Consider the following 23,349-nt stretch of genomic DNA (forward strand, 5'->3'; position numbering starts at 1 on the left):
TTCGCGTAATCAATATAAAATGATAGATAAGCGGTATAAAGACCTATTTGGGCCTGACGTGAGGAGGGAGAGTCGCGATGGCGGCCCTCCCGGTTAAAACCAACAAAATCATTTCCAACCATGGGTGATGTGCATGATATGGAAATATAACCGTTGAAAGGTGGTTTTTCGCGCCCTTCGTTAGCGTGTTGCATCGCTGTTCAGGTGCGGGTGATGCACAGCCAGCGAGTGGCGACGTTCTCCTTGGGCATTTGAACGTTTTTTATTTTGGTTTATATGAACTACTGAGATTATGCCCAGGAGGAGTCGACGACGCGAAAAACCAATGGGTTTAGACAGTCGACATATCGGCAGCACGCGTCATACACGTTCTGCACAAAGCCGTGTAAGCCGTAGCATGGTGTTTCTTCTTCGTTCTTCGGCGTATACGTTTTCTTGTTAAGCCGTTGTTCAAGCACGTTTGGTACTGCTTGTTTGGCTTATCGAAAACGTTTAATTAGCAATAACAGTTGTTTGTTGTGGGGCATTTTTATTGGCTCTCCACCTTTATTCCTTTCTTCTTTCGCACATTGATTGTAACCTTCCCCCATAGGAGAATGCTAATCACAGGTATGCGCGGAACACAGCCATTGCGGCTTTTCCTTACCTTCATCCATGGCAGATGTTGGTCGTTCCCCTGATGAGGACATGCATGGTATGGTGATTGAGAAATAAGAAAGCAACTGTTGGAAGAATGAAGAAGCTGTCGCTACTGCAGACATTGCTTTGAAATAAGAATGAGGAGACACGTACATTGCATCGAAAAGGCTGCAATATAACCAGCGTTCACCCTCTCATTCCCATTTATCTCTTTTTCTTTCTAACTCTTTCTACGTTGTTTTGATAATCGTTATTAGTTAAGTCTAACTCTAAATTCTCTGCTCCCAATTCATTATCTAAAAAACTCTAACTCTATTCCTTGCCAGCTCTTGGTGCATGTGCCGAGCCCAATCTGCCATGAGGTACTCATTATTGGGGCGACATCGCAGAAGGAAAAAACATGCACCTGAGGGCAGTTACCGCTTGCGGTATTGTGAGGGGGATACTCCTACTTGTTCTTTGAAGAACTTCCCTAAGAAGCTTTGGTTGGGGAAATTGAGCTCTTGGGCTATTTCTTTCACGCTTTTAGTTGTGTTTTTAAGTTGCACCCTTAATTCCAAGGTGATGTATTTGTCAATCCATTGGTTGGGTGTTCGCTTGCTAACGTTCCTCACCGTTTCGGAGAGATATTTGGGCGTGATACCCAATTGCTCGCCATACCAGCTTACGCGTCGTTCCTTTTTAAAGTTTTGTTCTACCATTTTAATGAACTTGGCAAAGATGGCTTCGGCTCGTGTCTTCTTCAAGTCCGTTGTTTGTTGCACACGATAGATAGCGTCCGAGGCGTTGTAAATCATCGTCGTAATCATCGAACGTACCGTATCTTTGCGATACCTATGCCCAGCCTGCTGCATTTTTTTCTCAATTAGCGAGAGGTGGAGTAGCATTTCGCTTCCTTCTTCTGCGTTGAGCGTAAAAACAGGGTTGGTTCGTGAGAAGAGAATCAAGGACGAAAGTTCATGAATACCCATGATAATTTCGTTCATGAAGTCTTTAGACAACAGTATGGCTATGCCTTTGCAGTTGGTGCTCAGTTCCCCACTGTTGAGTATTGGACCAGCAGGGACAACCATAATGTGGTTGGGTTGAAGCTCATACGTAATGGTGTCTACTGTGTACTGGGCGCTGCCTTGAGCACAAATGGCGAGCACCAGACATTGCATTTTGTGCGGGCCCATAAGGTCCGACAGCTTGTTGAGGTCGTCGATGAGTACTAAATCATCGTCCATACTCACAACATCGCAGCTTTCTTTGACAATGGGTATTGTCAAATCGTTCAATTGTAGTTTCCGCATTTCCTTACCTTTTACTTCGCAAATATAGGAAAATAAAACTATAAATGCAAGCTTTCGACAAGAAAAAAGAACGCAAATGCGAAAATAGTTATATATTAAAAAGGAAATATCGCATATAGACCAACCTTCACTTCCAGTGCTTCTACATTTTGGATATGTGTGAAACGAAAGTGCTTGTCTCCGTGGATAATAACTTTAAAAGTATTAGAAATGTTGAACTTGCAAAAGGCTTGCTCGTCGGTTGTTCCGTTGCAAATATAGTGAAAGCCGTTGATGTAAACATTTTCACCACTTCGAGTTCCCCTAAAAGTAATACGCACAATACCCTGGAAATGATGGGGGAAGACGTATGTGAGGGTGTCGCCACGCACATCTACATGGCTTGGACTAAACACTTTGGCTATGCGTGGGGTGGGGATGAACCGCGAGGGTGTGGCGGGAGGTGTGGGCTGGGAATGGACGAATGGTGTGGCCGAGCGCCAAGGGATGGTGTCGGCGTGGTTAACTTGCCATGGTGTGGCCTTGTCGCTACCATCTTGCCACTCGTTTTCGAGGGCCAGCAGACCGCGGTTTGCGCGTCGGCAAGCCCAACTTTCATCGCTGCGGAAGGCGAAAGTGGTGCCGTCGGCGTTCTCGCCCCAATAGTTAACGGCCACTTGACGGCGGCCCACATGGGGCATGGAGGGACAATACCACAGCGAGATGGTGTTACGATTGCGGCCGAGAAAGGGCGTAACGTCGTAGACGATGTTTACTACAGAGGTGTCACGATAGTTGCGATTGGGCTCGAAGAGGCTTCGGCTGACGTTCATTCCGTTAACCAGCAGTTGCGTTTTGCCAGTGGAGGCAACGCTTACGTAGGCTTTACGCGGACGATCAACTTGCTTGTATGTGCGTAAGAACCAAAGCATGGATGTGGAGTCGGTTTGTGGCGCGCTTATCCATGGAGCCTGATAGTGGGTGGCAGAGGTGGATAAGAGGGGTTTGCGATGGGCTTTTGTCCCTCGCGCAGGCATCCACGCCCAGCAAAACACTAGGGCGAAGGTGAATGCGAACCCCGAAATCCATGCTCTGCGTTTCATTGTAAGACGGCCTCCTCACCGGCTTTTAGGTTCACCTTTTGGACTTTACCATTATAATATAAGGTGGTTTGTCCGCCTACCGTGCTCTTGATGCGCACCTGTGTTATACGGCCGTCGTGCCAAGAAAAGTCTAATACGAAACCGCCACGTGCACAAAGGCCCTTAACATTACCTGAAGTCCATGCCGAAGGCAGTGCGGGCAAGAGCTTGATGCCACGCGAACTCTGAATGAGCATTTCGCAAACACCAGCCGTTCCGCCAAAGTTACCATCTATCTGGAAGGGTGGATGGGCGTCGAAAAAGTTGGGATAGGTACCTCCGCTCACACGTTTGTCAGGTCCTTTGTACTTATCGGGCGACACGTACGTGAGTAACCTGCGGAAGATTTGGTAAGCCTTCTCGCCATTATAGAGCCTTGCCCAGAGGTTGATGCGCCATCCCGTACTCCATCCCGTTGAGATATCACCCTTCTGGATGAGCGTCTTTCGGGCCGCTTCGGCCAATTCGGGTGTGGTTTCGAGCGACAGATGATGGCCTGGATATAGGCCGATGAGGTGGGTTTGATGGCGGTGTTGCGGGTCGAAGTCGCGCCAGTCGTAGTACCATTCGTTCAAGTCGCCCTCCTTACCGATGGTATAGGGATGCAGGCGGGCGATGGTTTGGCGCAGCTTTTTGCTGTAAGCCGTGGGTCGGCCATTCAGTGTCTCGTCGGCTGTGGCAGTGTTGGCGAACAGCTCACGCAGAATGGCGAGATCGGCCGTGCCACCATACATCGTAGTGCCGTGATAGCCTTCGGGGGTGACATACTCGTTTTCGGGCGACGTGCTGGGTGCAGTAATCAGTTCGCCAGGCTTCTTGGGGTTTTCAATAAGCCATTGCAGCATAAAGTCGCATGCACCTTTCATGAGTGGGAAGAGCGTTTCTCGCAGGTAATTGCGGTCGCGTGTGAAGTCGTATTGTTCCCAAAGGTTGCTTAATAGCCATGCTCCTCCGAGGTTCCAGTTGGCCCATTCGGGGCTCTCTCGCTTCTCTCCCACGGGATTTGTCATGGCCCAGAGGTCGGTGTTGTGACTCGAACACCAGCCCTCGTTTATGCCATAATAGTTGCGTGCAGCGTATCTGCCGTTCACGGATAATGCCTTTACCATGCCGGTAAGCGGCATCGTCATCTCGGCAAGATTAGCCACTTGGGCGGGCCAATAGTTCTCTTCGAGGTTGATATTGACGGTATAGTTGCTACGCCATTGTGCTTTCAGATGCGGATTCCAAAGCCCTTGCAGGTTGGCAGGTACGCCAGGGGTTCGCGAAGAGCTGATGAGTAGGTAGCGACCGAATTGGAAGTAAAGCGCTTCGAGATAGGGATTGGCCTCGCATTTGTCGGTATAGTCCAGCAGTTGTTGCTCTGTTGTTCGGTTGGTGTCGAATTGTGCACCGCCAAGTTGTAGCGAAACACGACCGAATAGAGCTTGGTAATCGTCCAAATGGTTTTGTTTTAGCTGTTCGAAAGAGCAGTCTTGCAGACTCTTTAGGTCGGCTTCGGCCAGCTGCACGTAGGGTGCGCCTTGGGTTACGGGATGCTTGTCGAACCCGTTATAGCTTGTTTCGTTTACGAGGTATAGCACCACTTGTGTGGCGTTATTTATAAGGAGCGTGGTGTCTTGCGCGGTGATTGTGCCGTCGGTGGCCTTCGCTTGTAGCAGGTTACAAAAGTGCACGGTGCTGTCGGGATGACCCATGGCGTGCCCCGTAAGTCTAATTAAGTCGCCTTCGGCACGCAGTTGATGGCTCAGAATGGATGTTAACGACAGGCGCAGGTTAAGTGCTCGTGGCTTGCTAGCCGTGAGTCGCACGAGGATGGCACGGTCGGGATGCGTCGCTAGATATTCTCGGCGATAGGTTACGCCATCGATTTCGTAGCTCACTTTGGCCAAAGCACTGTCCAAATCCAGTTCGCGACGATAGTTTTTGATGGATGCTTGGTTGATGCCTTGTGAGTTTATGGGTTGTATGCTCACAATAGAAAGAGGCTGATACCAAGCCGAGTTGTGCCCTTGAACACGTAGTTGCAGCGAGTCGGCTAGTTTATAGTTCTCTTCGAACAGGGCTTTTCGTATTTCAGGAATCCACTTGTGTGCGCCTGCATCTTCGTTTGGATCGATGGGTTGACCGCTCCACAGGGTGAGATCGTTAAGAAATAGGTTGTCGTTCCACACGTCGCCATAAACCATTGCACCGAGTTTGCCGTTGCCAATGGGCAAAGCTTCTTCGAAAAAGGTGGCTGGTTTGTCGTACCAGAGCTTTTGTGGCAGGTTCTGTGCAAAGGATATGAGGAGCGAGAATAGGAGTGTTGCTGTTGTTAAGATAGTTTTTCTCATTTGTCGATTGTGATTGAATGGGGTAGGAGTATGGGTAAATGTTATCACTGAGGTTGCGTTTCTGTCTGCCAACGTTACATGGCCCGATGCTTAGGGCACAGCCACGACGAAGGTTTGGATTGTGAACGCGTAGGCATTGTTATATGCGAAGGAGTCCGTTTCGCTAATAATAAAGGAGAGGCTGCACTCGAAAGGCAGTCTCTCCTTATTATATATAGGGTTGCCCTTATGCGTCGATGTTGGCGTAAGTGGCGTTTTGCTCGATAAATTCGCGGCGTGGTTCCACGTCGTCACCCATAAGCATGGAGAAAATCTCATCAGCATCGGCAGCGTTTTGGATGGTCACTTGCTTCAGCAAACGTTTGGAGGGATCCATGGTTGTTTCCCAAAGCTGCTCGGGATTCATCTCTCCCAAACCTTTATAGCGCTGTACGTGGATGCTCTTATTGTCTTCTTGTCCCTCGGCATACTTGTCGATGAAGGCTTGGCGTTGTTGTTCGTTGTAGCAATACTCGCGTACCTTGTTCTTATATGTGCAGAGGTAGAGGGGCGGTGTGGCGATGTAGAGGTGCCCTTCTTGTATGATACGAGGCATGAAACGATAGAAGAGGGTCATGATGAGCGTGTCGATGTGCGAACCATCGACGTCGGCGTCGGTCATGATAATAATCTTATCGTAGCGCAACTTGTCGATGTTGGCTTCCTTATCGTCTTCTCCTTCAACACCGAAACGCACGCCAATGCTCTGAATGATGTTCATAACCGACTCGGCTTCGAACACCTTATGCCATTGCACTTTCTCTACATTAAGAATCTTTCCCTTTAGTGGTAGGATGGCTTGTGTATAGCGGTCGCGCCCCTGTTTAGCCGAACCACCGGCCGAATCACCCTCGACAAGGAATATTTCAGATGTCTTTGGATCTTTGTTAGAGCAGTCGGCCAGCTTTCCGGGTAGTCCTCCGCCCGACATGGGGTTCTTTCTTTGAACGCTTTCGCGTGCCTTTCGGGCGGCGATACGTGCTGTAGCAGCCAGTATCACCTTGTCGCAGATAAGCTTGGCTTCCTTTGGATGCTCTTCCAGATAATAGCCTAGGGCCTCGCCTACGGCTTGCTGAACGGCTCCCGAAACCTCGCTGTTACCCAGTTTGGTTTTCGTTTGGCCTTCGAACTGTGGCTCGGCCACCTTGATGGAGATAACAGCGGTGAGGCCTTCGCGGAAGTCTTCACCCGCAATCTCAATCTTCGACTTCTCAATTTGTTTGGATATAACGGGGTCGTTATCAGCGTATGTCTTGAGCGTACGTGTCAATGCCATGCGGAAACCCGTGAGGTGGGTACCGCCTTCGATGGTGTTGATGTTGTTAACGTACGAGTGAATGTTCTCGCTATAATCGGTATTGTACATCACGGCCACCTCAATGGGGATGTTTTGCTTCTCTGTTTTGAGGTAGATCACATCGTCAAAGAGGTGCGAGCGGTGACGATCCACGTAGCGTACAAACTCTTTCAGTCCATCTTTGGCATGGAACGTCTCGGTGCGAGTTTTGCCATTCTCGTCGGGACGAAGGTCGGTGAGGGTTATCTTAACGCCTGCATTGAGGTACGCCAATTCGCGCATACGCGATGCGATGATGTCCCAACGGTATACGGTAGTGGTGAAAATATTGGGATCGGGCCAAAACTGCTGACGCGTTCCACGCTTATCAGTCTCGCCAACTACCTTTACGGGGTAGAGTGGCTTACCCGTTTCGTATTCTTGTTGATAAATTTTGCCGTCGCGGAACACCTGCGACAACATTCTAGTAGACAATGCGTTTACGCAGCTAACACCAACGCCGTGGAGTCCGCCACTCACTTTATACGAGCCTTTATCGAACTTACCGCCAGCGTGTAGCACAGTCATTACCACTTCGAGGGCCGACTTATGCAGTTTCTCGTGTTCGTCTACGGGGATTCCTCGCCCATCGTCTTGCACGGTTATGGAGTTATCTTCGTTAATCGTTACTTCGATGCTGCTACAATAACCGGCCATAGCTTCGTCGATGGAGTTGTCCACGGTTTCGTTTACGAGGTGATGCAGACCCTTTTCGCTGATGTCTCCAATGTACATCGCAGGGCGTTTGCGCACCGCTTCCAAGCCTTCAAGCACTTGGATGTTACTGGCCGAGTAGTTGTTCTCGTTGTTTTGATTTTCTACCATTGTCTTGATTAAGAAATTTGATATGCAAAGTTACTAAAAACCAACGAGAAACAGAAATGTTTTACAACGAATTAACGGGGAGAGGTTAAGGAGTGAAGGAGTTAGGAAGTTAAGGAGTTATGGAGTTAGGAAATAAAGGAGTTAAGCCGTATGTTTTTGAGTGCAGGGGGTGTATTCTTGTTAATTCGTCTGTTGGCGAAACCCTACAGCCTGACAAAGGGAAACCAGTAAGCCTATTACTTCAAAAGCATACGACTTAACCCCTTAATTCCATAACTCCTTCATTTCTGAGTGAAGCGCTACAAAAAACAACAATCCGCAGTTTCCTTTCGGGAACTGCGGATTGGTAAACGTTGTATTAAGACCGAGCAATTAGCCCAGCTTATTGATATGGAGTGCCAAGCTCGACTTCAAGTTGGCAGCCTTGTTCTTGTGTATGATGTTGGTTTTTGCAAGCTTGTCCAGCATCTTCTGAACGGTAGGATAAAGCTTAACAGCCTCGTCCTTATTGGTAAGAGCGCGCAGCTTACGAACGGCATTACGCATAGTCTTCGCATAATACTTGTTATGCAGAGTCCGCACCTTTGTCTGGCGTATTCTCTTGAGTGATGATTTGTGATTTGCCATCTCTTATTTCCTTTTTATTTTTTAGTAGTCCCTAGGAGAGTCGAACTCCTCTTTAGAGAATGAAAATCTCTCGTCCTAACCGATAGACGAAGGGACCAGTGCTTAATTGCGGTTGCAAAGGTACACACTTTTATCCTTTCTACCAAACTTTTGCACGATATTTTTCGGTAAAACCTTGATTTTTCGTATTTTTGCAACGATGCAGGTACTCAGACTATGGTTTTTCTGGGTTTGCTCCTTACATTTTATTACTACGCCCATGCTCGTTAAAACTCACGCCATTGTGTTGCGCTCACTTAAATACGGCGACAGCCAGCTGATAACTGACCTGCTTACGGAGGCCTTCGGAAGGGTGTCGTTCGTAAGCAGCATACCGCGCACGCAGAAGGCTAAGATAAAGAAACAGCTATTCCAACCCCTCACGCTTTTAGAAATTGAGTTCGACCATCGCCCCAATGCGCGACTGCAAAGGTTGCGCGATGCGCGTATGACCTATCCCTTTACGTCCATTCCTTACAGCGAAGCAAAGTTGGCTATTGCCCTCTTTGTGGCCGAGTTCCTTAGTCATGCCACACGCGACGAGCAACAAAACGTGTCCCTATATAAATATGTAGAAACCAGCGTGCGATGGCTCGACGGTGCGCAACATGCTTTCGCCAACTTCCATCTCGCGTTTATGATTAGGCTATCGCGCTTCCTGGGCTTCTATCCCAACCTCGACGACTACACCCGCGGTTGTCTTTTCGACTTACGTAGTGGTTGCTTCGTTGCTTCGATACCCATGCACAACGACTATCTGCAACCCGATGATGCGGCACAGATGGCCAACCTTATGCGCATCACCCCCCAAACGATGCACCTCTTTGCCTTTTCGCATCACGAGCGAAACCGATGTACCCAGCTTGCCATCAACTTTTATCGCTTGCACATTCCCAGTTTTCCCGAACTGAAATCGTTTGATGTGTTGCGAGCGGTGTATGGCGAATAGGGGAGAGATTCCATGCAAATTACACCGCGTCTTTATGTCTCCATCAAGTTCAAACAGTTACATAGGGCGAAACAAAAAAGTTGCACATAACACGATTTCTTAACCAGTGAACTTGATGCCACCGCTTTTAAAACCCATGTTATGTGCAACCGATATAGTGAAAGGTTGTCTAAAGGATGCCTTATAAAATTGCCATTAGCGAAATCTCACGTTGAGAACTCACGCCAATTACTTATCTGCCACTGTAAAGATGGGGTAAGCCCAGCGCCTTAGGTCAGCGTCTAAGCCTACTTGTTCTTTAGAGAAATGCAGACAGATGGCTTGCAGCGACCAGCCGTCCAACACAACAGACGTTGATGTCCAGTAAGCTCCTTGGTAGCCTGCGGTATTTAATTTGAGGACGCCTTGCTTGCCACCATCGTTATCTAGATAACCCATGGCAGGGAGATAAAAGTATTTGCTGGTGTCAGCAGGCCTACCTTGGCTAGGTGTTTTTACCCAGCTAGTACCATTTGCCGTTTTAGCCGATTCGTTCCAAGTTGACCAATACGAATTGGCACGATAGTCTACGCCATCAGGGTAGGTGGTTACGGGAGAAGTATAAGGGCCTCTATCACAATATTTCAGCTTCAAAAACCACATGCCACCTTTGTATAGGTGCTTATTTTTCACCCAAAGTGTTGTTTCGTCCCAGTGTGGGCTGCCCCTAAACACATACAAAGCGGCCTCGTTGGCATTAGGGCAAACCTTGCACGCGTTAACTGCGTGGAATTGTGCCTTGTTGCCATTGAAGTAGCGGTCGGTGCCAGAAGCTTCTTGAGAAGCCTGCTCCCCGTCTTTAACGGGCAACTTACCCGCGTATCCATCCCAATAAGGTTTACCTGCATCCCACATATAATAGTCCATGCCATAATTCTCCATGGCAAGGTCGAACTTCACAGGCTTGTTCTTTCCAGCGTTTAATGTTACGCTAGAATATGTCTTCGAAACCGTCCCTGTTACGCCCGTTTGCGAGTCGGCAAGGGTAATTTCCACGGTGAAGTTGGTGTATGTGCCAGGCGCAACCACCATGATAGCCGCATTTTTGGTATGGTCGATTGCCTTGGGAATGTTAAAAGCCCCCGTCAATGCCAGTGTAACGCTCTTGGATGGAGCGGTGACGGAAGCCGTTTGTAGGCCGTTGTCGTTGAAGTCGAACGTACCTGCGAGGTTCTCGTTTGCCGTCACCTTGATACTCTTCACCGTTACAGAATTATCCAATTCGTCCTTACTATAATAAGGAGTGAAGGTAAGATAGGCCGCCTTATGGTCGAGCGTGAACGTGTATCGTCCGCCATTTCTAGTGGCTTTTGCCGTTCCGCAGTCGCCATCCGTTCCGATATGCGAAGCGTCGTTGGGTGTCTGTTGCGTTTGAGAAGCCTTGATGGTCACCTTGTCGCTTTGTGTATTGCCGTTTCCCGTGTATCGCAGCATGTACGTTTGCGCGGTATATGTGCCGGGGAAATAAAACTTTGCCGTCTCGGTTCGTCCGTTGCCGTTGGCTGCGATACGGGCGTTGATGTTGTCTTTAACGCTTTGTTTGAGTGCAGGCGTTGCAGCAGGGTCGTTAATCCATAGCTTGTCGCCGGCCGTCCAATAGAATTTGATGGCCGTTCCACTGTAAATTCCCGTTGTGCGAGTGGCTGTTAGGGGTCTGCTTGTGCTGTCTGCTGGTGCAAACTCCGTTACGTTTTCGAGCGTCTGCTCTTCTTGTTCCTGTACCGAAACCTCGTTCGAACAGCCCGTGGCCGTGAGCAAAGCCGTGACCATAAGAGCCCATAAATGATGGTGTTTCATTATCATTTTGTTGTTTAACCTTTTGTCTTATCCTGTATTTTCAAAAAGCTCTTTGCTGAGCGGTTAAAGAGCGTCTTCGTCGAAGATTAACCCTTCTTTGGCATTTAATCCTTCGTCGTCCTCAGCACCGCCTGCATTGCCCTCGGCGGATATTTCTAACAGAGCCTTCTCCATATTCATAAAAATCACCTCCATTTGAGGCTTGCAATACATTGTCTTGATTTCACTACTCTTAATCATATCTATTCAATTCTAGTTATGTATCCTGATTTATCTCTTAAAAATGTCTTCTTATCCAGTTTCACAGCATGATGGGTATATGAATACCCTTTCATTCTCCATGATTTATGCACACACAACAGCCTAGGCGCACGTGTCCGCGCGTTTAAGTTGTGTTTATATGCAATGGTATGGATATAAAAGAACGGCAGGTTGTTAAAGCATCAGACCATGCCGATGTTCTTTTATCTGTGAAGATTACGTTTTGTTATCCTTGACGTGGTATCTTTATAACGTGATAAATACCTTTCATAGATATGCGGAATATAACCGCAATTCTTTACAAATCTCAAATGCATTCAAACTATAAAAGTTAGAACGTGGGTGCAAAGGTAATGATTATTATGCAGATAGCCAAATCCAGAAAGGATTTTCTCTGTTAAACGGTGTTTTGATAAGTTGATAAATATGCAAATTGATACTTATATTTATTACTAATTTGGAGTGAGAAAGGCCTGTATTGCGGTTGTTAGCGCGTAGCGGTTGGTGGTGTAATAAGTGTACTCCGCATCTTATATCTGCTTAAAACGTATAGTGTTTTATCCCGTACTCGCAAATGCATGTGGCGGTATAAGATGCTTAACGTCTTTGTTTAAGTTGTTGTTGATTTATAGTAGCCTTATTCATGCGACACTTAGAAAAAGAAAATACATCATTGTACTAATCTTTTTCGGGTGGGCCCCATACTAATCGCTTTATTGTAAGCGGTCTATTCGTGGCTTGTATTGTGCCAACTCCCGCGCAAAGGCCAAGATTTAAGGGGTGAGCCCCATGCAAATACGTTTATTGTAAGCGGTCTATTCGTGGCAGGCATTGTGTCAACTCCCGCACAAAGGTCTAGATTTAAGGGGTGCGCCCCACGTAAATACATTTATTGTAAAGGGTCTATTCGTGGGTTACATTGTTCCTACTACCGCGTAGCGGTTGGTCTTTTGGTAGGGCAGGGTTGGAAGCGAAAGCGACCTACCCTGCCTAGGCTGCGGTTGAGAGAAACAAGGCCGTAGGTCTTGGTCTGTTTCCATTGATCGCGTTTCTAGATGAAGCTTGGGCGCAATGCTATCCTCGTCGCCCTATTATTATGACTGCCATTTGATGCCATTGTCCCCTTTAGTATGGTAAGTTTTGTTCACGAGCAATCTGTTTTCTTCACGCAAACAAACCTGCAGAAAAAGATCAAGACCTACGGCCTTGAAAGATGATATACGCCACCAACTCACCCATCCTACCTCCAAACGCCGTCTTTCACTCCTCGCCCGATAAGCGCTTGCAGTGAGCTTTTTCAGCTCATGCCTTGTTACAGCTAAGTTGGACTCCTGTTCCAGCTAAGTTGGAACAGTGTTCCAATTCAACTGGAACAGCATTCCAGCTAACATGGAACAGCCGTCCAAAACATGTTTAACACGGCGGTTAATGTAATAATGCATAATCGGGGCTTTGCAAACGCATCGCGAAAAACGAAAGGATGCGTTGCAGAAGGTTTGAAGAGGCATTGCGCTTGTTTGTTGATTTCCCTCGCGCGCGTATGCGTATATTATACGACAGCGCCTCGCTTGCCTTTTAAGCCGTAATGAAATGAAGCGCAAACAATGCTAGAACGATTCCAGCCAAGACTTGAGATTAAGTTCCATCTCTAAGTTATACTTGAACGTTTGCTTGCGTCCCCAACCGTGTCGTCCACCTGGGTAGACATGCAACGATGCGGGAACGTCGCGCCGATAAAGCTCAGCGTAATAGTTAACGCCATTGATGGGCATCACCGTACGGTCGTCGTCGCTCAGCGCGATCCATGCTCGTGGCGTAGAGCGCGTAACCTGTTGGTCGGTGCTATATAGGCGCTCGTCGGCCTTGGTTGGGTTTTTGCCAAGGAAACGCTCACGCGAACCGCGATGGGTAAGCCCTGGTTGCATCGTGATTACGGGGTAAAGCAATATTTGGAAGTCGGGTCGGGCGTCGCCAGTGGCCCTCGTAGCCACTACCGAAGCGAGGTGTCCGCCTGCCGATGCGCCCATAATACCCACCTCGTTGGGTTTGATACGCCATTCGGCAGCCTTGCGTCGCACCAGCTTCATAGCCTCTTCGGCATCAGAGATAGGTACGTCTTTGTTGCCGTTGGGCATGCGATATTTCAGCACGATGGCTGCGATGCCCATATTGTTGAAGAACGGAGCCCAGTCGCGACCTTCGCTGTCCATGGCCAAGGTTTGGTATCCGCCACCAGGACAGATAACCACCGCCCTGCCCGTGGCAATCTTCTCACGGGGCAAAAACACCTCTACCCGTGCCGTGTCGTTTTCGTCGATACTGGCAACGGCAGGTTTCGAAGGCCATAAGTTGAGGGTTATAGGACGCTGGGCAATGGCCGATGTCGCCGTGGCCAACAACATAGTGGCTACGAACAAAAATCTCTTGGTTCTCATATCTTTTGTTAATGCTGTGTTTGCTTTTACTGCAAAGGTAGCAATAAAAGTTGAAACGGCCTTTTTAGCCACCTCGATTTTAGGAATTGATGGAAATCAATAAACGTGCGAACGCTTGTCGATTTCACGTTTTTTTTGTAATATTGCAGACGAATAACAAAACGTTTGAAGGATATGCACCCATTAGAGAAGTTCAGGTTTTGCCCCAGTTGTGGCAGTTCACGCTTTGAAGAGAACAGCGAAAAGAGTAAGATTTGCAAGAGTTGTGGTTTCGAATATTTCCTCAATCCTAGTAGTGCGAACGTGGCTTTCATTGTTAACGCCAAGGGCGAACTGCTTGTAGAGCGTCGTAAGGAAAACCCAGGCAAGGGCACGCTCGACCTTCCCGGTGGCTTTTCGGACATCAGCGAAACGGCCGAAGAAGGTGTGCGCCGCGAGGTGAAAGAAGAGACGGGTCTCACCGTAACCAATTGCCAATACCTGTTTAGTCAGCCCAACGTTTACCGCTACTCGGGTTTTGACGTGCATACGCTCGACCTTTTCTTCCGTTGCGAGGTGGAAGACGAGAGTAAATTGCAAGCCATGGACGACGCCGCAGAATGTTTCTGGCTTGCTCCCGAAGACATCCACACCGAGCAATTCGGGCTTCGCTCCGTTCGCCAAGGCCTTTACGAGTTTCTTAAATGTGTGGAGGCAAAGAAGGCCGAGAGTAAAGGCGAGTCTGTGAAAAGGAAAAGCTGCCTACCTTTTAGAAAGGGCGAGAAGGCCGAATAAGGCAAGCGAGAGGGCAACAGCTGGCACCACGCCCCATTTTAGGCTTTGCAAGCACTTGCTTTTAAAGCACAAACAGCAACATGGCTACGAACGTTGTACAAGCAGTTTGTAGCCAAACTACAAGATACTTATACACACACAGCAAGGGGTTTATAACAGCACGACAAACAGCTTGTAGCCCTGTCAAAACCAAACAACGCCCACGCATTGCCAGCAACTTGTTGGCAATAGACTTCCCAATTTATGAAGAAACGGACATGTTTCTTTGTCCCATCCCCTCTACAAGCGCATATCGTCCCATCAGAAGTTAATCTATCCACCCGAAGATAGAGGAAAATCATAACTCAACCATACAAATTAAAGTCGCAAACGAGCATTAACAATACGTCTTATTACTGTGTTATGTAGCTGTCAATTTGGTAGATTATGGCGTGTTTATAGATTAAAAATTATCAGTTTTTGCTAGAAACGCTTTCAAAAACAAATAGATTGCTTTCCAAACGACAACAATATATCCTCTATTCCCCTTAAAACGAACAAAAAACACTAAAATATAACATTACGTAGGTCTCACAAGCAAATATCATACAGAAAAAGTCATATCAGCAACAAAAATGCAAAAAAAGTTTAGCTTTAAAGGCTTTTTCTACACATTATTCACTAACTTTACGGCGTGTTAGGAGTTATTGTGGTAGATTGAAGCAGCTCAACCCACCACGAATGTATCTATAACACAGACAGAGTTGGGCGTAGTAACCGCCCGACGATCGGAAATTTCGTATCAACCAAACAATAACAATCGCTGCATTTTTTATGTTTTGAGCCTATGAAGAAGTTCTACTCGTTTCTTTTAGGAACAATTTTAGTTATGGTTTCATCGGCTGCTTATGCCGACAGCAACATCAAGATAAATGTTGATGATGCTAACCGAGTGAGTATTAAGGTTAACGGCGTTGCGCTAAACAACATTGTTAACGGAGAAAACAACATCCCGCTTACCGCAAGTGGCTCGTTTGAAGTGAAGGCAACAGACGGGAATTGCCTGGTAGACGTGGTAAAGAAAACCGCCAAGGGAGACACCAAACAGAACATTTATAGCATGACCAGCTGCTATGTGTACGTCAACCTGCCCGACGACAATGGTTCTACCATTAACATCACCACCAACACTTTCGCCAAATTACGCACAGCTTCGTGTATCGTTAAGGTAGACAATGCGGCAAAAGTGAAGGTGCAACGCTCTGGAACATTTACGGACGTGACGCTAAAAGATGGCGACAACACCATTCATTGGATTCCCGACGTGGAGAAAGAAATTGTCATCAGTACAGTATCATATACGGCCGCACCGCTTTATAGCATCGTAGTAGACGGATTGCAACTGCCCAAAGGCAACACATCCTACACCGTTAAGCCCAAAGACGGCGGGTTGATCGACATCACTGCAAACTATCCCGACAAAGACTGCCATGTTAAGTTCGCGTTCAACACCGAAGAAGCCAAGGGCGTTGTAAGCAGTGTTACCGTAGACGGTAAGCCCGTAACCAACTACACCGACCCTCATTTCTCGGTAAAGGCAGGTTCAAGGCTCTCCATCACGTTTAACACCACCACCCACGCCATCGATGCGGTGAAGGTAAACGGAACGCCAAACACCATTTATGGCAGCCTTAACCTCATTATTACCGATGATATGAACATCGACATAGCCGCACATAAGCTTGGAAAGGTGAAGGCTATGTTCTTTGTAGACCATGCCGAAAACATCATCTTATACCAAGGATGGGACTATAACCAGAACCATATTGCCTTACAAGACGGCATGAACACCATCGAACTACCCGAAACAAACTGCGTGGTAAAGGTGAGAGCAAAGAACGGATGCAAGATTAAAGTGCTAAGACTGAACGGCAAACAATATACAAACAACATTGACGGTGTGTATGAAATAACCCTGAAAAATGGAATGAACATTGGCATTGAGACTTCGGCACCCAAGCGCGACAAAACGGCTACGGTGTTTGTAGACAGCAAACAACTGGCTGACCGTTTCTTCTACTTCAACCGACAAGACCGAACGGAAGTGCCACTGAACAATGGAGAGAACACCATCAACTTTGGCGAAGACGACAATCCCTTCACGCTAGCCTTCGACGGAACCGACATGAGCAAGCTTAAAGTGCTGCTCAACGGAAAAGAATATGAAGCTACTGGCGGAGGAGGGCATACCTATGAACTTGAATTTGCCAATGGCGACCGCCTTGAAATCTGGTTAAACGGGCTTTCCACCAACGGCATTGCTAACCCTGCCACTGCCAGCAAGACCAATAAGCGCGTGGTTTACCGCCTTGACGGAACGCGCGTTGAAGAAAAGAACCTTCCAAAAGGACTGTATATCATTAACGGAAAGAAAATTTTTATCAACAAGTAATGAAGCGAACATTTCTCACAGCCATTTGTGCCGGCCTCCTATTGGGAGGCTATGCACAGTCGAAAATCGACTTGCAAAGCCAAGTTACGTTGAAAGAAGAGCTAAATCCAAAAATTCCACGTTACAACCCACAAACCAGAAGCATCGTAAAGGGTAATGCAAAGCCCCAACGAACGATTGGCATGATTGAGTTTGACGGGAAAGAAGCTCTTGGAACACTTGCCAAAAACGATGTGAGCGTACTTCGGGTAAAAGGCAACATCGCCATCGTTAGCATGCCGCTAAATGGCGTTGAACGCATCGCCGAACTGAAATGCGTACGCAGAATACAACTCTCGCGTCCTGTTGCACAGAAAATGAACCTCGTTAGAGAAGCCGTTGGCGTAAACAAAATACACCAAGGCGTTGGCCTGCCACAAGCCTACACGGGTAAAGGAGTGGTAACAGGCATCGTAGACGGAGGCATCGACCCTAACAACATCAACTTTCTTAAACCCGACGGAAGCACACGATATGGTTATGTCAGCAAGATTTACACCAGCAGTGCAGGTAAAGACGGATACATTTGGGAGAGTTATTTCCCTAAGGAGCAGTTGCCCGAAATTGCCAAACACAGGAAATCTATGGACAACGTGTTTGCCATTGAAAACTTTGAAACCGACAACAGAGGGCAGTTTCATGGTACCCACACCACAGGAATAATGGCCGGAGGGTATAAGGGGAAAGCCACCGTTGCCCATACCGAGGACAACAAGACTTCGAAAAACATAGAGATGGACAATCCCTATTATGGAATAGCAACGGAATCGGAGTTGGTGGCTTCGTGCGGAGACCTGCGCGACATGTTCATTGCACTGGGCATCGACGACGTTTATCAATACGCACGCCTATCCGGACCACAGGCCAAACCATGTGTCATCAATCTCTCGTTAGGCAGTAACCTGGGTTCGCACGACAGCACAAGCGTGATGAACCGCTTCTTAAGCAGCTGCACCGACAGTGCCATCATCTGTGTGGCAGCAGGTAACGAGGCCGACTATCCCGTGGCACTTAACAAAACTTTCACCCAAACCGACAACCTGTTGCAAACCTTTATACGCCCGATGGCAGCAGGAAAACAAACCGTAGGAAACAAAGATTACTACAATCTGCGCAATGGGCAGGTGTATGCTTACAGTTCGGACGCCACCCAGTTTGAGATGCAAGTGGTTGTCTTTAACGAGAAACGAGGTCGTATAGCCACACGTATTACCGTAGAACCCAGTCCCAACGGTAAGCTAACCATGTATTCCTCGGGTGGTGAATATGCCGAAGAAGGAGCGATAACTAACAACTCGGTTTTCAACCAAGCTTTCGAAGGATACGTAATGGTGGGTGGAACAAAGGATCCAGAAACGGGTCGCTACTACGCCATTGCCCGTTTCCTAACTAGCGACAACCAAAAGACCAACGCCAACGGGAACTACAAACTGGGTATCCTTGTAAAAGGAAAGGCCGGCAAACGTGTAGACCTATATGGCGATGCGCAGTTTGTTTACTTCGACGACTACGATGGCGCATACAACGATGCCGATGGAAGTGGAATTTGGTCGAAGGGCTCACGCAACGGCACCATCAACGACATGGCCTGTGCCGCGGGAATGATTACCGTAGGAAGCTATAACGTTCGCGACCACTGGGCAGCTATGGACGGATATGTGTATGGTTACAACAATAACGAATTTCCCAAAGGTAAGAGTTCGCGCTTCTCGTCGTTCGGTACATTGCTCGATGGTCGCAACCTGCCACTAGTTTGTGCACCTGGTGCAGTGGTTATATCATCGGTTAACACCTACACGGTTGAAGACCCCAAGAACGGCTACTCCGATGTCGGCTTGCAAGCTAAGCACACAGTTAACGGCAAGAGCTATTACTGGCATCAAACCCTTGGCACATCGATGGCAACGCCAGTTGTGGCAGGTTCTATCGCCCTTTGGCTCGAAGCCGATCCAACACTTAAACCTGCAGACATCGCCGACATCATCCGCAAGACGGCCGTCGTAGACAGTGATGTGAAAGAAGGAGACCCCGTACAATGGGGCGCAGGAAAGTTCGATGCCTATGCTGGACTGAAAGAAGTGCTACGCCGTAAGTCAGGCTTAACGGGCATCAACACAGCCGAAGTCGACAACAAAACCATTATCACCCCAGCTGGACCAAGGCGCTTTAACGTGTTTAGGGCTGGCGAAAAGCAATTGGAAGTGCGCGTTTTCACTATGGCAGGGCAACTTGCACACGCCATGTCGGCAGTAGGAGACGAAACAACCATCGACGCCAACGCGTGGAGCAAAGGCGTTTACCTTATCCAAGTGAACGGAAAATCAGCGAAAAAAATTATTATTTACTAACAGCGTATGAATTACAAACAAACCCTACTTGCATCTTTGCTGTTGGCATTGATGGCTGTGATGGGTCTGCCGGCGTTCGCACAGAACAAAAATCAGCAACTCATCATCTCATTCCATACCACCGTGTATGACGACAATAAAGGCGAAACGCCTATCGTAACCTTCTCGCTTGGTAGCACACAAGGGAACGAATATGTAGACATAGACTGCGGTAACGGACCCGAAGAATTGGCCGTTGGCGTTGCCAAACTGCAACAAGGCGCAGAAGTGCCCACTGGAACAGATTACTCGGGAACGGTTACGAAGGACGGTATCGTAAAGATTTACGGCGATCCAAGCAAAATCGACTTCTTCAACGCTACGGGTTGTAAGATAGACCAAATTACCTTTCATAAGGATTTGAAACTGTCTTACCTGCGATTGGCCTACAACTCCATTAAGCAGATAGACCTTTCCAACCTCAAATCGTTGCAGTTCCTCTACCTGCGAGACAATCCCTTCTCGGCACAAACGCCGCTTGCGCTGGGCAACATGCCCGAACTTTTGGAACTGGAAATTGCACAATGCGCATACGTACAGTCTAAGTTCGAGTTAAAGAACTTTCCCAAACTGGTTTCTTTTGACGCCTACCACTGTCGCACCATCACAGAGGTAGATACCAAAGGTTGCACCACGCTGCGCCGATTGAGCCTTGACATGACTGACATCAGCACCATTGACGTTTCGCATAACGCCAATCTCAATGTACTGAACGTTAGTGACACGCGAGTAAATAAGCTAGATATAAGCAAAAACTCCAAACTGAACGAACTCTACATAGAGCATGCTTCGGGTTCGATTAATACCGATGTGAAGTTCGATGACATCGACCTGACCCACTGTCCAGACCTGCGCCACTTATATTGTGCAGGCAATAACCTGCGCTCGATTAACCTGAGCAATGTGCCTAAGCTGGTTACTTTGGGAGCAAACCACAATAAACTCACTTCTATAGATGTGAGCAAATGTCCCGACTTGTACATCTTCAACATACGCAAAAACTTGATGACTTTCGCCTCGTTGCCCAAACCGCAGAACACTTGGCGCGAGTATTACTATGACCAACGCGACCTAGTGCTGGATGATACCTATAAGGTGGGCACCGTACTCGACTTCTCTAAACAAGTGTTGCGTGAAGGAACTGCCACATTGGGCAAACTCTACAAGCTAGATAAAGATACGTTGGCCAAACGTACTGAGCTAGACGCCAGCTACTATTACTACGAAAACGGAAAGGTTACACTGCTTAGGCCCGTAGATGGCAAGGTGGTGCTTATCTTCACCAACAACGTTTTCAACGAATATCCGCTATTCACCGAGCCATTCACCGTTAAAGACGATAACGAATTTGGTAAGGACGTAAGGGCCATTGACTTTGCCACCACCGCAACGGCAGGGCAAACCATCAGCCTAACCGTGGGAATGAAGGGTGCAACGCCACAAAAACCTGTAAAAGTTAAGGTTGACTTTGGCAACGGCCAACAAAAAGAAGTAGACATCACGGCCGAAAAGCCCACTGCTACCAACATCACTGGCCAGCGAGTAGGGAACGGAAACATCGTGGTGACCGTTCCGCAAGACAACTATGTGACGGCACTTGAAGTGAAAGACTTGAACATTACGAGCATAGATGTTACCGAACTAACAGACCTGCGTGTGCTGTCGCTCGTAAACACGGGGCTTACCACCATCGACTTGGGACGCAACAACCAGCTCGAGAGGCTCGACCTATCGCACAACCAGTTCAAAACCATCTCGCTAAAAGGCAAGTCTAAGTCGCAATACAAGAGTCTGCTCACACACGTGAACCTCAGTCATAACAAGCTTGAAACGATCACGGTAGACGATTACTTCACTATTACCGACTTCGATTTAAGCCACAACAACTTGGCCAACATCGACCTGCGACGCGCTGACGCACTGGTAAGAGGAAACTTATCGCACAACAAGCTTACAAGCCTGATTCTCGACCACAGCGAGCAACTCAAAGAACTAAACGTTTCTAACAACGAGCTTACCTTGCTGGGCATTATCCCCCTCGCACCAGTTGCCAAACTCGACATTAGCAACAACCACTTCACACTGGCCAACATGCCCAACAGGTTCGGTCTAGACGAGGCTCACTTCATATATGCACCGCAACGCGAAGTGGTGATTGCCACCACATCACCTGGTATCGACCTCACTGAGCAATACGTAACCATCAACAACCAAACCACTAACTTCGTTTGGAAAACTGAAGGCGGACAAGCCTACGTTCTAGGAACCGACTACTTAAACGACAAGGGCTCTACTAGGTTTAAGAACCTAACCAAAGGCAAAGTGTATTGCGAAATATCACACCCTGCCTATCCCGCATTCACTGGCAAGAATATTTTAAAGACCACCTTGGTGCAACCCATCCCCACACCAACAAACGAACTGGCATCTTTTACCACCACAAACAACAGAGATAGTGTTCAGCTATCACTACGTGGCAACATCGATGGCATGTCTGTTTACTTCGATTGGCGTGGCGACGGAGCCATGAGCCAATACGTTTTGAAGGCCAATACCTACACACGCTTCACCGCCCTTACCAACAAAGGCGTGAAGGTGCGCGTCTTGGTGTCGAAACCCGAAGAGAAACTTACCGTATTTAGTATTACCAATGCTAAGATGTCTTCGGTAGATATCAGCAAGTTGGCAGACACACGAGCCATTACATTAGACAACGTTGGCCTTTCCAAGTTCGACTTTGCGCCTAGCACCGCTCTTAAACAGCTAGACCTTAGCCGCAACAACATCTCTGAAATAGACCTTTCGAAGTATCCCAACCTCGAATACTTGTCAATGTCCGACAATAAGCTTACCAAGCTCGACCTTTCTAAGAACAAAGAGCTGATTGTGGTAAGCCTTAGCCGAAACAATCTGACAGAGGTTAACTTCCGTGGACTTACTGCATTGGAGAGTCTTGACTTAACAGCCAACTCGATGACATCGCTCGATTGTAGTCGACTACCCAACTTGGGCCAACTCTTCGTTAGCAATAACAAACTCACGTCTATCAACGTGAAGAACAATGCCCACTTGCGTGCGCTGAACCTTGTTGCCAACAACCTCCGTTTCTCTGCGCTGCCTCCCACAACTGGTTCCTACCGTACATCGTATGCTTATCAAAGGCAAAACCCCGTTGACGCTAGCGTAAACGGCAACAAGGTAGACCTCAGTTCAGAGGCTGTTATCGACGGAACACCCACCGTCTACCGCTGGTTTACTGGCAATGTGAACGTGGATAAGAACGGAAACCTACAAGGCGAAGAATTTGATGTAGACGCCGAATACACCGTCACCAACGGTGTTACCACGCTGAAACTGACTAAACGTTACGAGGACTTGGTTTGCGTAATGACCAATGCCAAGTTCCCCAAACTGCTCCTACACACCAAACACATCCGTTTCATACCCGATGCAACAGGTATCGAGGGCGTAAATGCCGACAACACGGACACCTTTATCAAGGTTGTTGAAGGCGGTATCGTGGTAGAAGCCGCAGCAGGAAGCGTGGTTAACGTGTATGGCATAAATGGCGGTCTGGTACAGAAGGCCAAGATGAACGGCACAAGCCAAAGCTTCTCTCTGCCCAAAGGCGTATATGTTGTTACAATAAACAATAAGGTTGCCAAGGTAATGGTGAAATAAGTCTCACACATTTGCCAAGTGGCAAAACCCAAAAGGGGATGGCAGATTAGCTTCTGCCATCCCCTTTTCGTTATTGTCCATCCCCAATCACTTTTCCCTACGCGCCTATCCTTACAACAAACAGAAGGCGTAAAAGGACACACCATAATTAATGTGAGCTCGATGAATTCAGAACAACGTAAGTTGTTTGTCCCAAGTACTATTGAGATAGAAAGTGCAGTAGTTGTATCATATGGCGTAATGGACATTTTGTAGGCTGAAAACCTCTCGGGTTTTAGTAATGGACATTTGCTAGGTTG

At 47.7% G+C, this 23,349-nt stretch carries 14 protein-coding genes, 1 tRNA gene and 1 pseudogene; 5 read left to right on the forward strand and 11 right to left on the reverse strand.

Annotated features, from left to right (window positions below):
* Nucleotides 1-1,055: 1,055 nt before the first annotated feature.
* From F453_RS0103080 to F453_RS15605, 6 genes are all read right to left on the reverse strand, one after another.
* A complete protein-coding gene (locus F453_RS0103080; RefSeq protein ID WP_018966686.1) occupies nucleotides 1,056-1,934 on the reverse strand; it encodes a helix-turn-helix domain-containing protein in 879 nt (292 codons plus the stop codon).
* A gap of 95 nt (nucleotides 1,935-2,029) precedes the next feature.
* The gene (locus F453_RS0103085) at nucleotides 2,030-3,016 is read right to left on the reverse strand and encodes an alpha-L-rhamnosidase N-terminal domain-containing protein (protein ID WP_018966687.1); all 987 of its coding nucleotides are present in this window, start codon (nucleotides 3,014-3,016) and stop codon (nucleotides 2,030-2,032) included.
* Entirely contained in the window at nucleotides 3,013-5,391 is a 2,379-nt protein-coding gene (locus tag F453_RS0103090; protein ID WP_018966688.1) for a glycoside hydrolase family 95 protein, read from the reverse strand. The genes F453_RS0103085 and F453_RS0103090 overlap by 4 nt, the downstream gene beginning before the upstream one ends.
* Before the next feature lie 226 nt (nucleotides 5,392-5,617).
* On the reverse strand, nucleotides 5,618-7,591 hold the full coding sequence (gene gyrB / locus F453_RS0103095) for a DNA topoisomerase (ATP-hydrolyzing) subunit B (protein WP_009237121.1): 1,974 nt from the start codon (nucleotides 7,589-7,591) through the stop codon (nucleotides 5,618-5,620).
* Nucleotides 7,592-7,963: 372 nt separating this feature from the next.
* A complete protein-coding gene (rpsT, locus tag F453_RS0103100; protein WP_009231631.1) occupies nucleotides 7,964-8,218 on the reverse strand; it encodes a 30S ribosomal protein S20 in 255 nt (84 codons plus the stop codon).
* 25 nt (nucleotides 8,219-8,243) lie between these two features.
* A tRNA-Glu gene (locus tag F453_RS15605) sits at nucleotides 8,244-8,315 on the reverse strand.
* A gap of 162 nt (nucleotides 8,316-8,477) precedes the next feature.
* Here F453_RS15605 and recO point away from each other — a divergent pair.
* Nucleotides 8,478-9,206 (forward strand): DNA repair protein RecO, encoded by a 729-nt coding sequence (gene recO / locus F453_RS0103105; RefSeq protein WP_018966690.1) that lies wholly within the window; start codon nucleotides 8,478-8,480, stop codon nucleotides 9,204-9,206.
* A 228-nt stretch (nucleotides 9,207-9,434) separates the two neighbouring features.
* Here the strand turns inward: recO and F453_RS0103110 are convergent, their stop codons facing one another.
* The 5 genes and pseudogenes from F453_RS0103110 to F453_RS0103125 all read right to left on the reverse strand — a co-directional run bounded on the left by F453_RS0103110 (nucleotide 9,435) and on the right by F453_RS0103125 (nucleotide 13,738).
* Nucleotides 9,435-11,042, reverse strand: a complete 1,608-nt coding sequence (locus F453_RS0103110; RefSeq protein WP_244869406.1) for a fimbrillin family protein — start codon at nucleotides 11,040-11,042, stop codon at nucleotides 9,435-9,437.
* A 63-nt stretch (nucleotides 11,043-11,105) separates the two neighbouring features.
* Nucleotides 11,106-11,282, reverse strand: coding sequence for a hypothetical protein (locus F453_RS15805; protein WP_009237125.1), 177 nt, complete (start codon nucleotides 11,280-11,282; stop codon nucleotides 11,106-11,108).
* A 935-nt stretch (nucleotides 11,283-12,217) separates the two neighbouring features.
* Complete coding sequence (locus tag F453_RS16420; protein ID WP_262502534.1) at nucleotides 12,218-12,343, reverse strand: hypothetical protein; 126 nt, start codon at nucleotides 12,341-12,343, stop codon at nucleotides 12,218-12,220.
* Nucleotides 12,344-12,526: 183 nt separating this feature from the next.
* Nucleotides 12,527-12,748, reverse strand: a pseudogene (locus tag F453_RS16050) (hypothetical protein); the annotation flags it as partial.
* Between the two features lie 162 nt (nucleotides 12,749-12,910).
* A complete protein-coding gene (locus tag F453_RS0103125; RefSeq protein WP_018966692.1) occupies nucleotides 12,911-13,738 on the reverse strand; it encodes an alpha/beta hydrolase in 828 nt (275 codons plus the stop codon).
* A gap of 174 nt (nucleotides 13,739-13,912) precedes the next feature.
* Between F453_RS0103125 and F453_RS0103130 the strand changes: the two genes are divergently transcribed.
* The 4 genes from F453_RS0103130 to F453_RS0103150 all read left to right on the forward strand — a co-directional run bounded on the left by F453_RS0103130 (nucleotide 13,913) and on the right by F453_RS0103150 (nucleotide 23,050).
* The gene (locus F453_RS0103130) at nucleotides 13,913-14,512 is read left to right on the forward strand and encodes an NUDIX hydrolase (RefSeq protein ID WP_018966693.1); all 600 of its coding nucleotides are present in this window, start codon (nucleotides 13,913-13,915) and stop codon (nucleotides 14,510-14,512) included.
* 826 nt (nucleotides 14,513-15,338) lie between these two features.
* Nucleotides 15,339-16,943, forward strand: coding sequence for a hypothetical protein (locus tag F453_RS0103140; RefSeq protein WP_018966695.1), 1,605 nt, complete (start codon nucleotides 15,339-15,341; stop codon nucleotides 16,941-16,943).
* On the forward strand, nucleotides 16,943-19,330 hold the full coding sequence (locus F453_RS0103145) for a S8 family peptidase (RefSeq protein WP_018966696.1): 2,388 nt from the start codon (nucleotides 16,943-16,945) through the stop codon (nucleotides 19,328-19,330). Before F453_RS0103140 ends, F453_RS0103145 begins: the two co-directional genes overlap by 1 nt.
* A 6-nt stretch (nucleotides 19,331-19,336) precedes the next feature.
* Nucleotides 19,337-23,050 (forward strand): leucine-rich repeat domain-containing protein, encoded by a 3,714-nt coding sequence (locus F453_RS0103150; protein ID WP_018966697.1) that lies wholly within the window; start codon nucleotides 19,337-19,339, stop codon nucleotides 23,048-23,050.
* The last annotated feature ends 299 nt before the right edge of the window (nucleotides 23,051-23,349 follow it).

The sequence above is a fragment of the Hoylesella loescheii DSM 19665 = JCM 12249 = ATCC 15930 genome, from assembly GCF_000378085.1.
Classification (GTDB): Bacteria; Bacteroidota; Bacteroidia; order Bacteroidales; family Bacteroidaceae; genus Prevotella; species Prevotella loescheii.

Excerpts from the sequence above, each read along its gene's own strand:
- F453_RS15805 (WP_009237125.1), bottom strand. The coding sequence starts at position 11,282 with ATGATTAAGAGTAGTGAAATCAAGACAATGTATTGCAAGCCTCAAATG.
- F453_RS0103110 (WP_244869406.1), bottom strand. The coding sequence starts at position 11,042 with ATGAAACACCATCATTTATGGGCTCTTATGGTCACGGCTTTGCTCACG.
- rpsT (WP_009231631.1), bottom strand. The coding sequence starts at position 8,218 with ATGGCAAATCACAAATCATCACTCAAGAGAATACGCCAGACAAAGGTG.
- F453_RS0103085 (WP_018966687.1), bottom strand. The coding sequence starts at position 3,016 with ATGAAACGCAGAGCATGGATTTCGGGGTTCGCATTCACCTTCGCCCTA.
- recO (WP_018966690.1), top strand. The coding sequence starts at position 8,478 with ATGCTCGTTAAAACTCACGCCATTGTGTTGCGCTCACTTAAATACGGC.
- F453_RS0103080 (WP_018966686.1), bottom strand. The coding sequence starts at position 1,934 with ATGCGGAAACTACAATTGAACGATTTGACAATACCCATTGTCAAAGAA.
- F453_RS0103145 (WP_018966696.1), top strand. The coding sequence starts at position 16,943 with ATGAAGCGAACATTTCTCACAGCCATTTGTGCCGGCCTCCTATTGGGA.
- F453_RS0103130 (WP_018966693.1), top strand. The coding sequence starts at position 13,913 with ATGCACCCATTAGAGAAGTTCAGGTTTTGCCCCAGTTGTGGCAGTTCA.
- gyrB (WP_009237121.1), bottom strand. The coding sequence starts at position 7,591 with ATGGTAGAAAATCAAAACAACGAGAACAACTACTCGGCCAGTAACATC.
- F453_RS0103125 (WP_018966692.1), bottom strand. The coding sequence starts at position 13,738 with ATGAGAACCAAGAGATTTTTGTTCGTAGCCACTATGTTGTTGGCCACG.
- F453_RS0103090 (WP_018966688.1), bottom strand. The coding sequence starts at position 5,391 with ATGAGAAAAACTATCTTAACAACAGCAACACTCCTATTCTCGCTCCTC.
- F453_RS0103140 (WP_018966695.1), top strand. The coding sequence starts at position 15,339 with ATGAAGAAGTTCTACTCGTTTCTTTTAGGAACAATTTTAGTTATGGTT.
- F453_RS16420 (WP_262502534.1), bottom strand. The coding sequence starts at position 12,343 with ATGGAAACAGACCAAGACCTACGGCCTTGTTTCTCTCAACCGCAGCCT.
- F453_RS0103150 (WP_018966697.1), top strand. The coding sequence starts at position 19,337 with ATGAATTACAAACAAACCCTACTTGCATCTTTGCTGTTGGCATTGATG.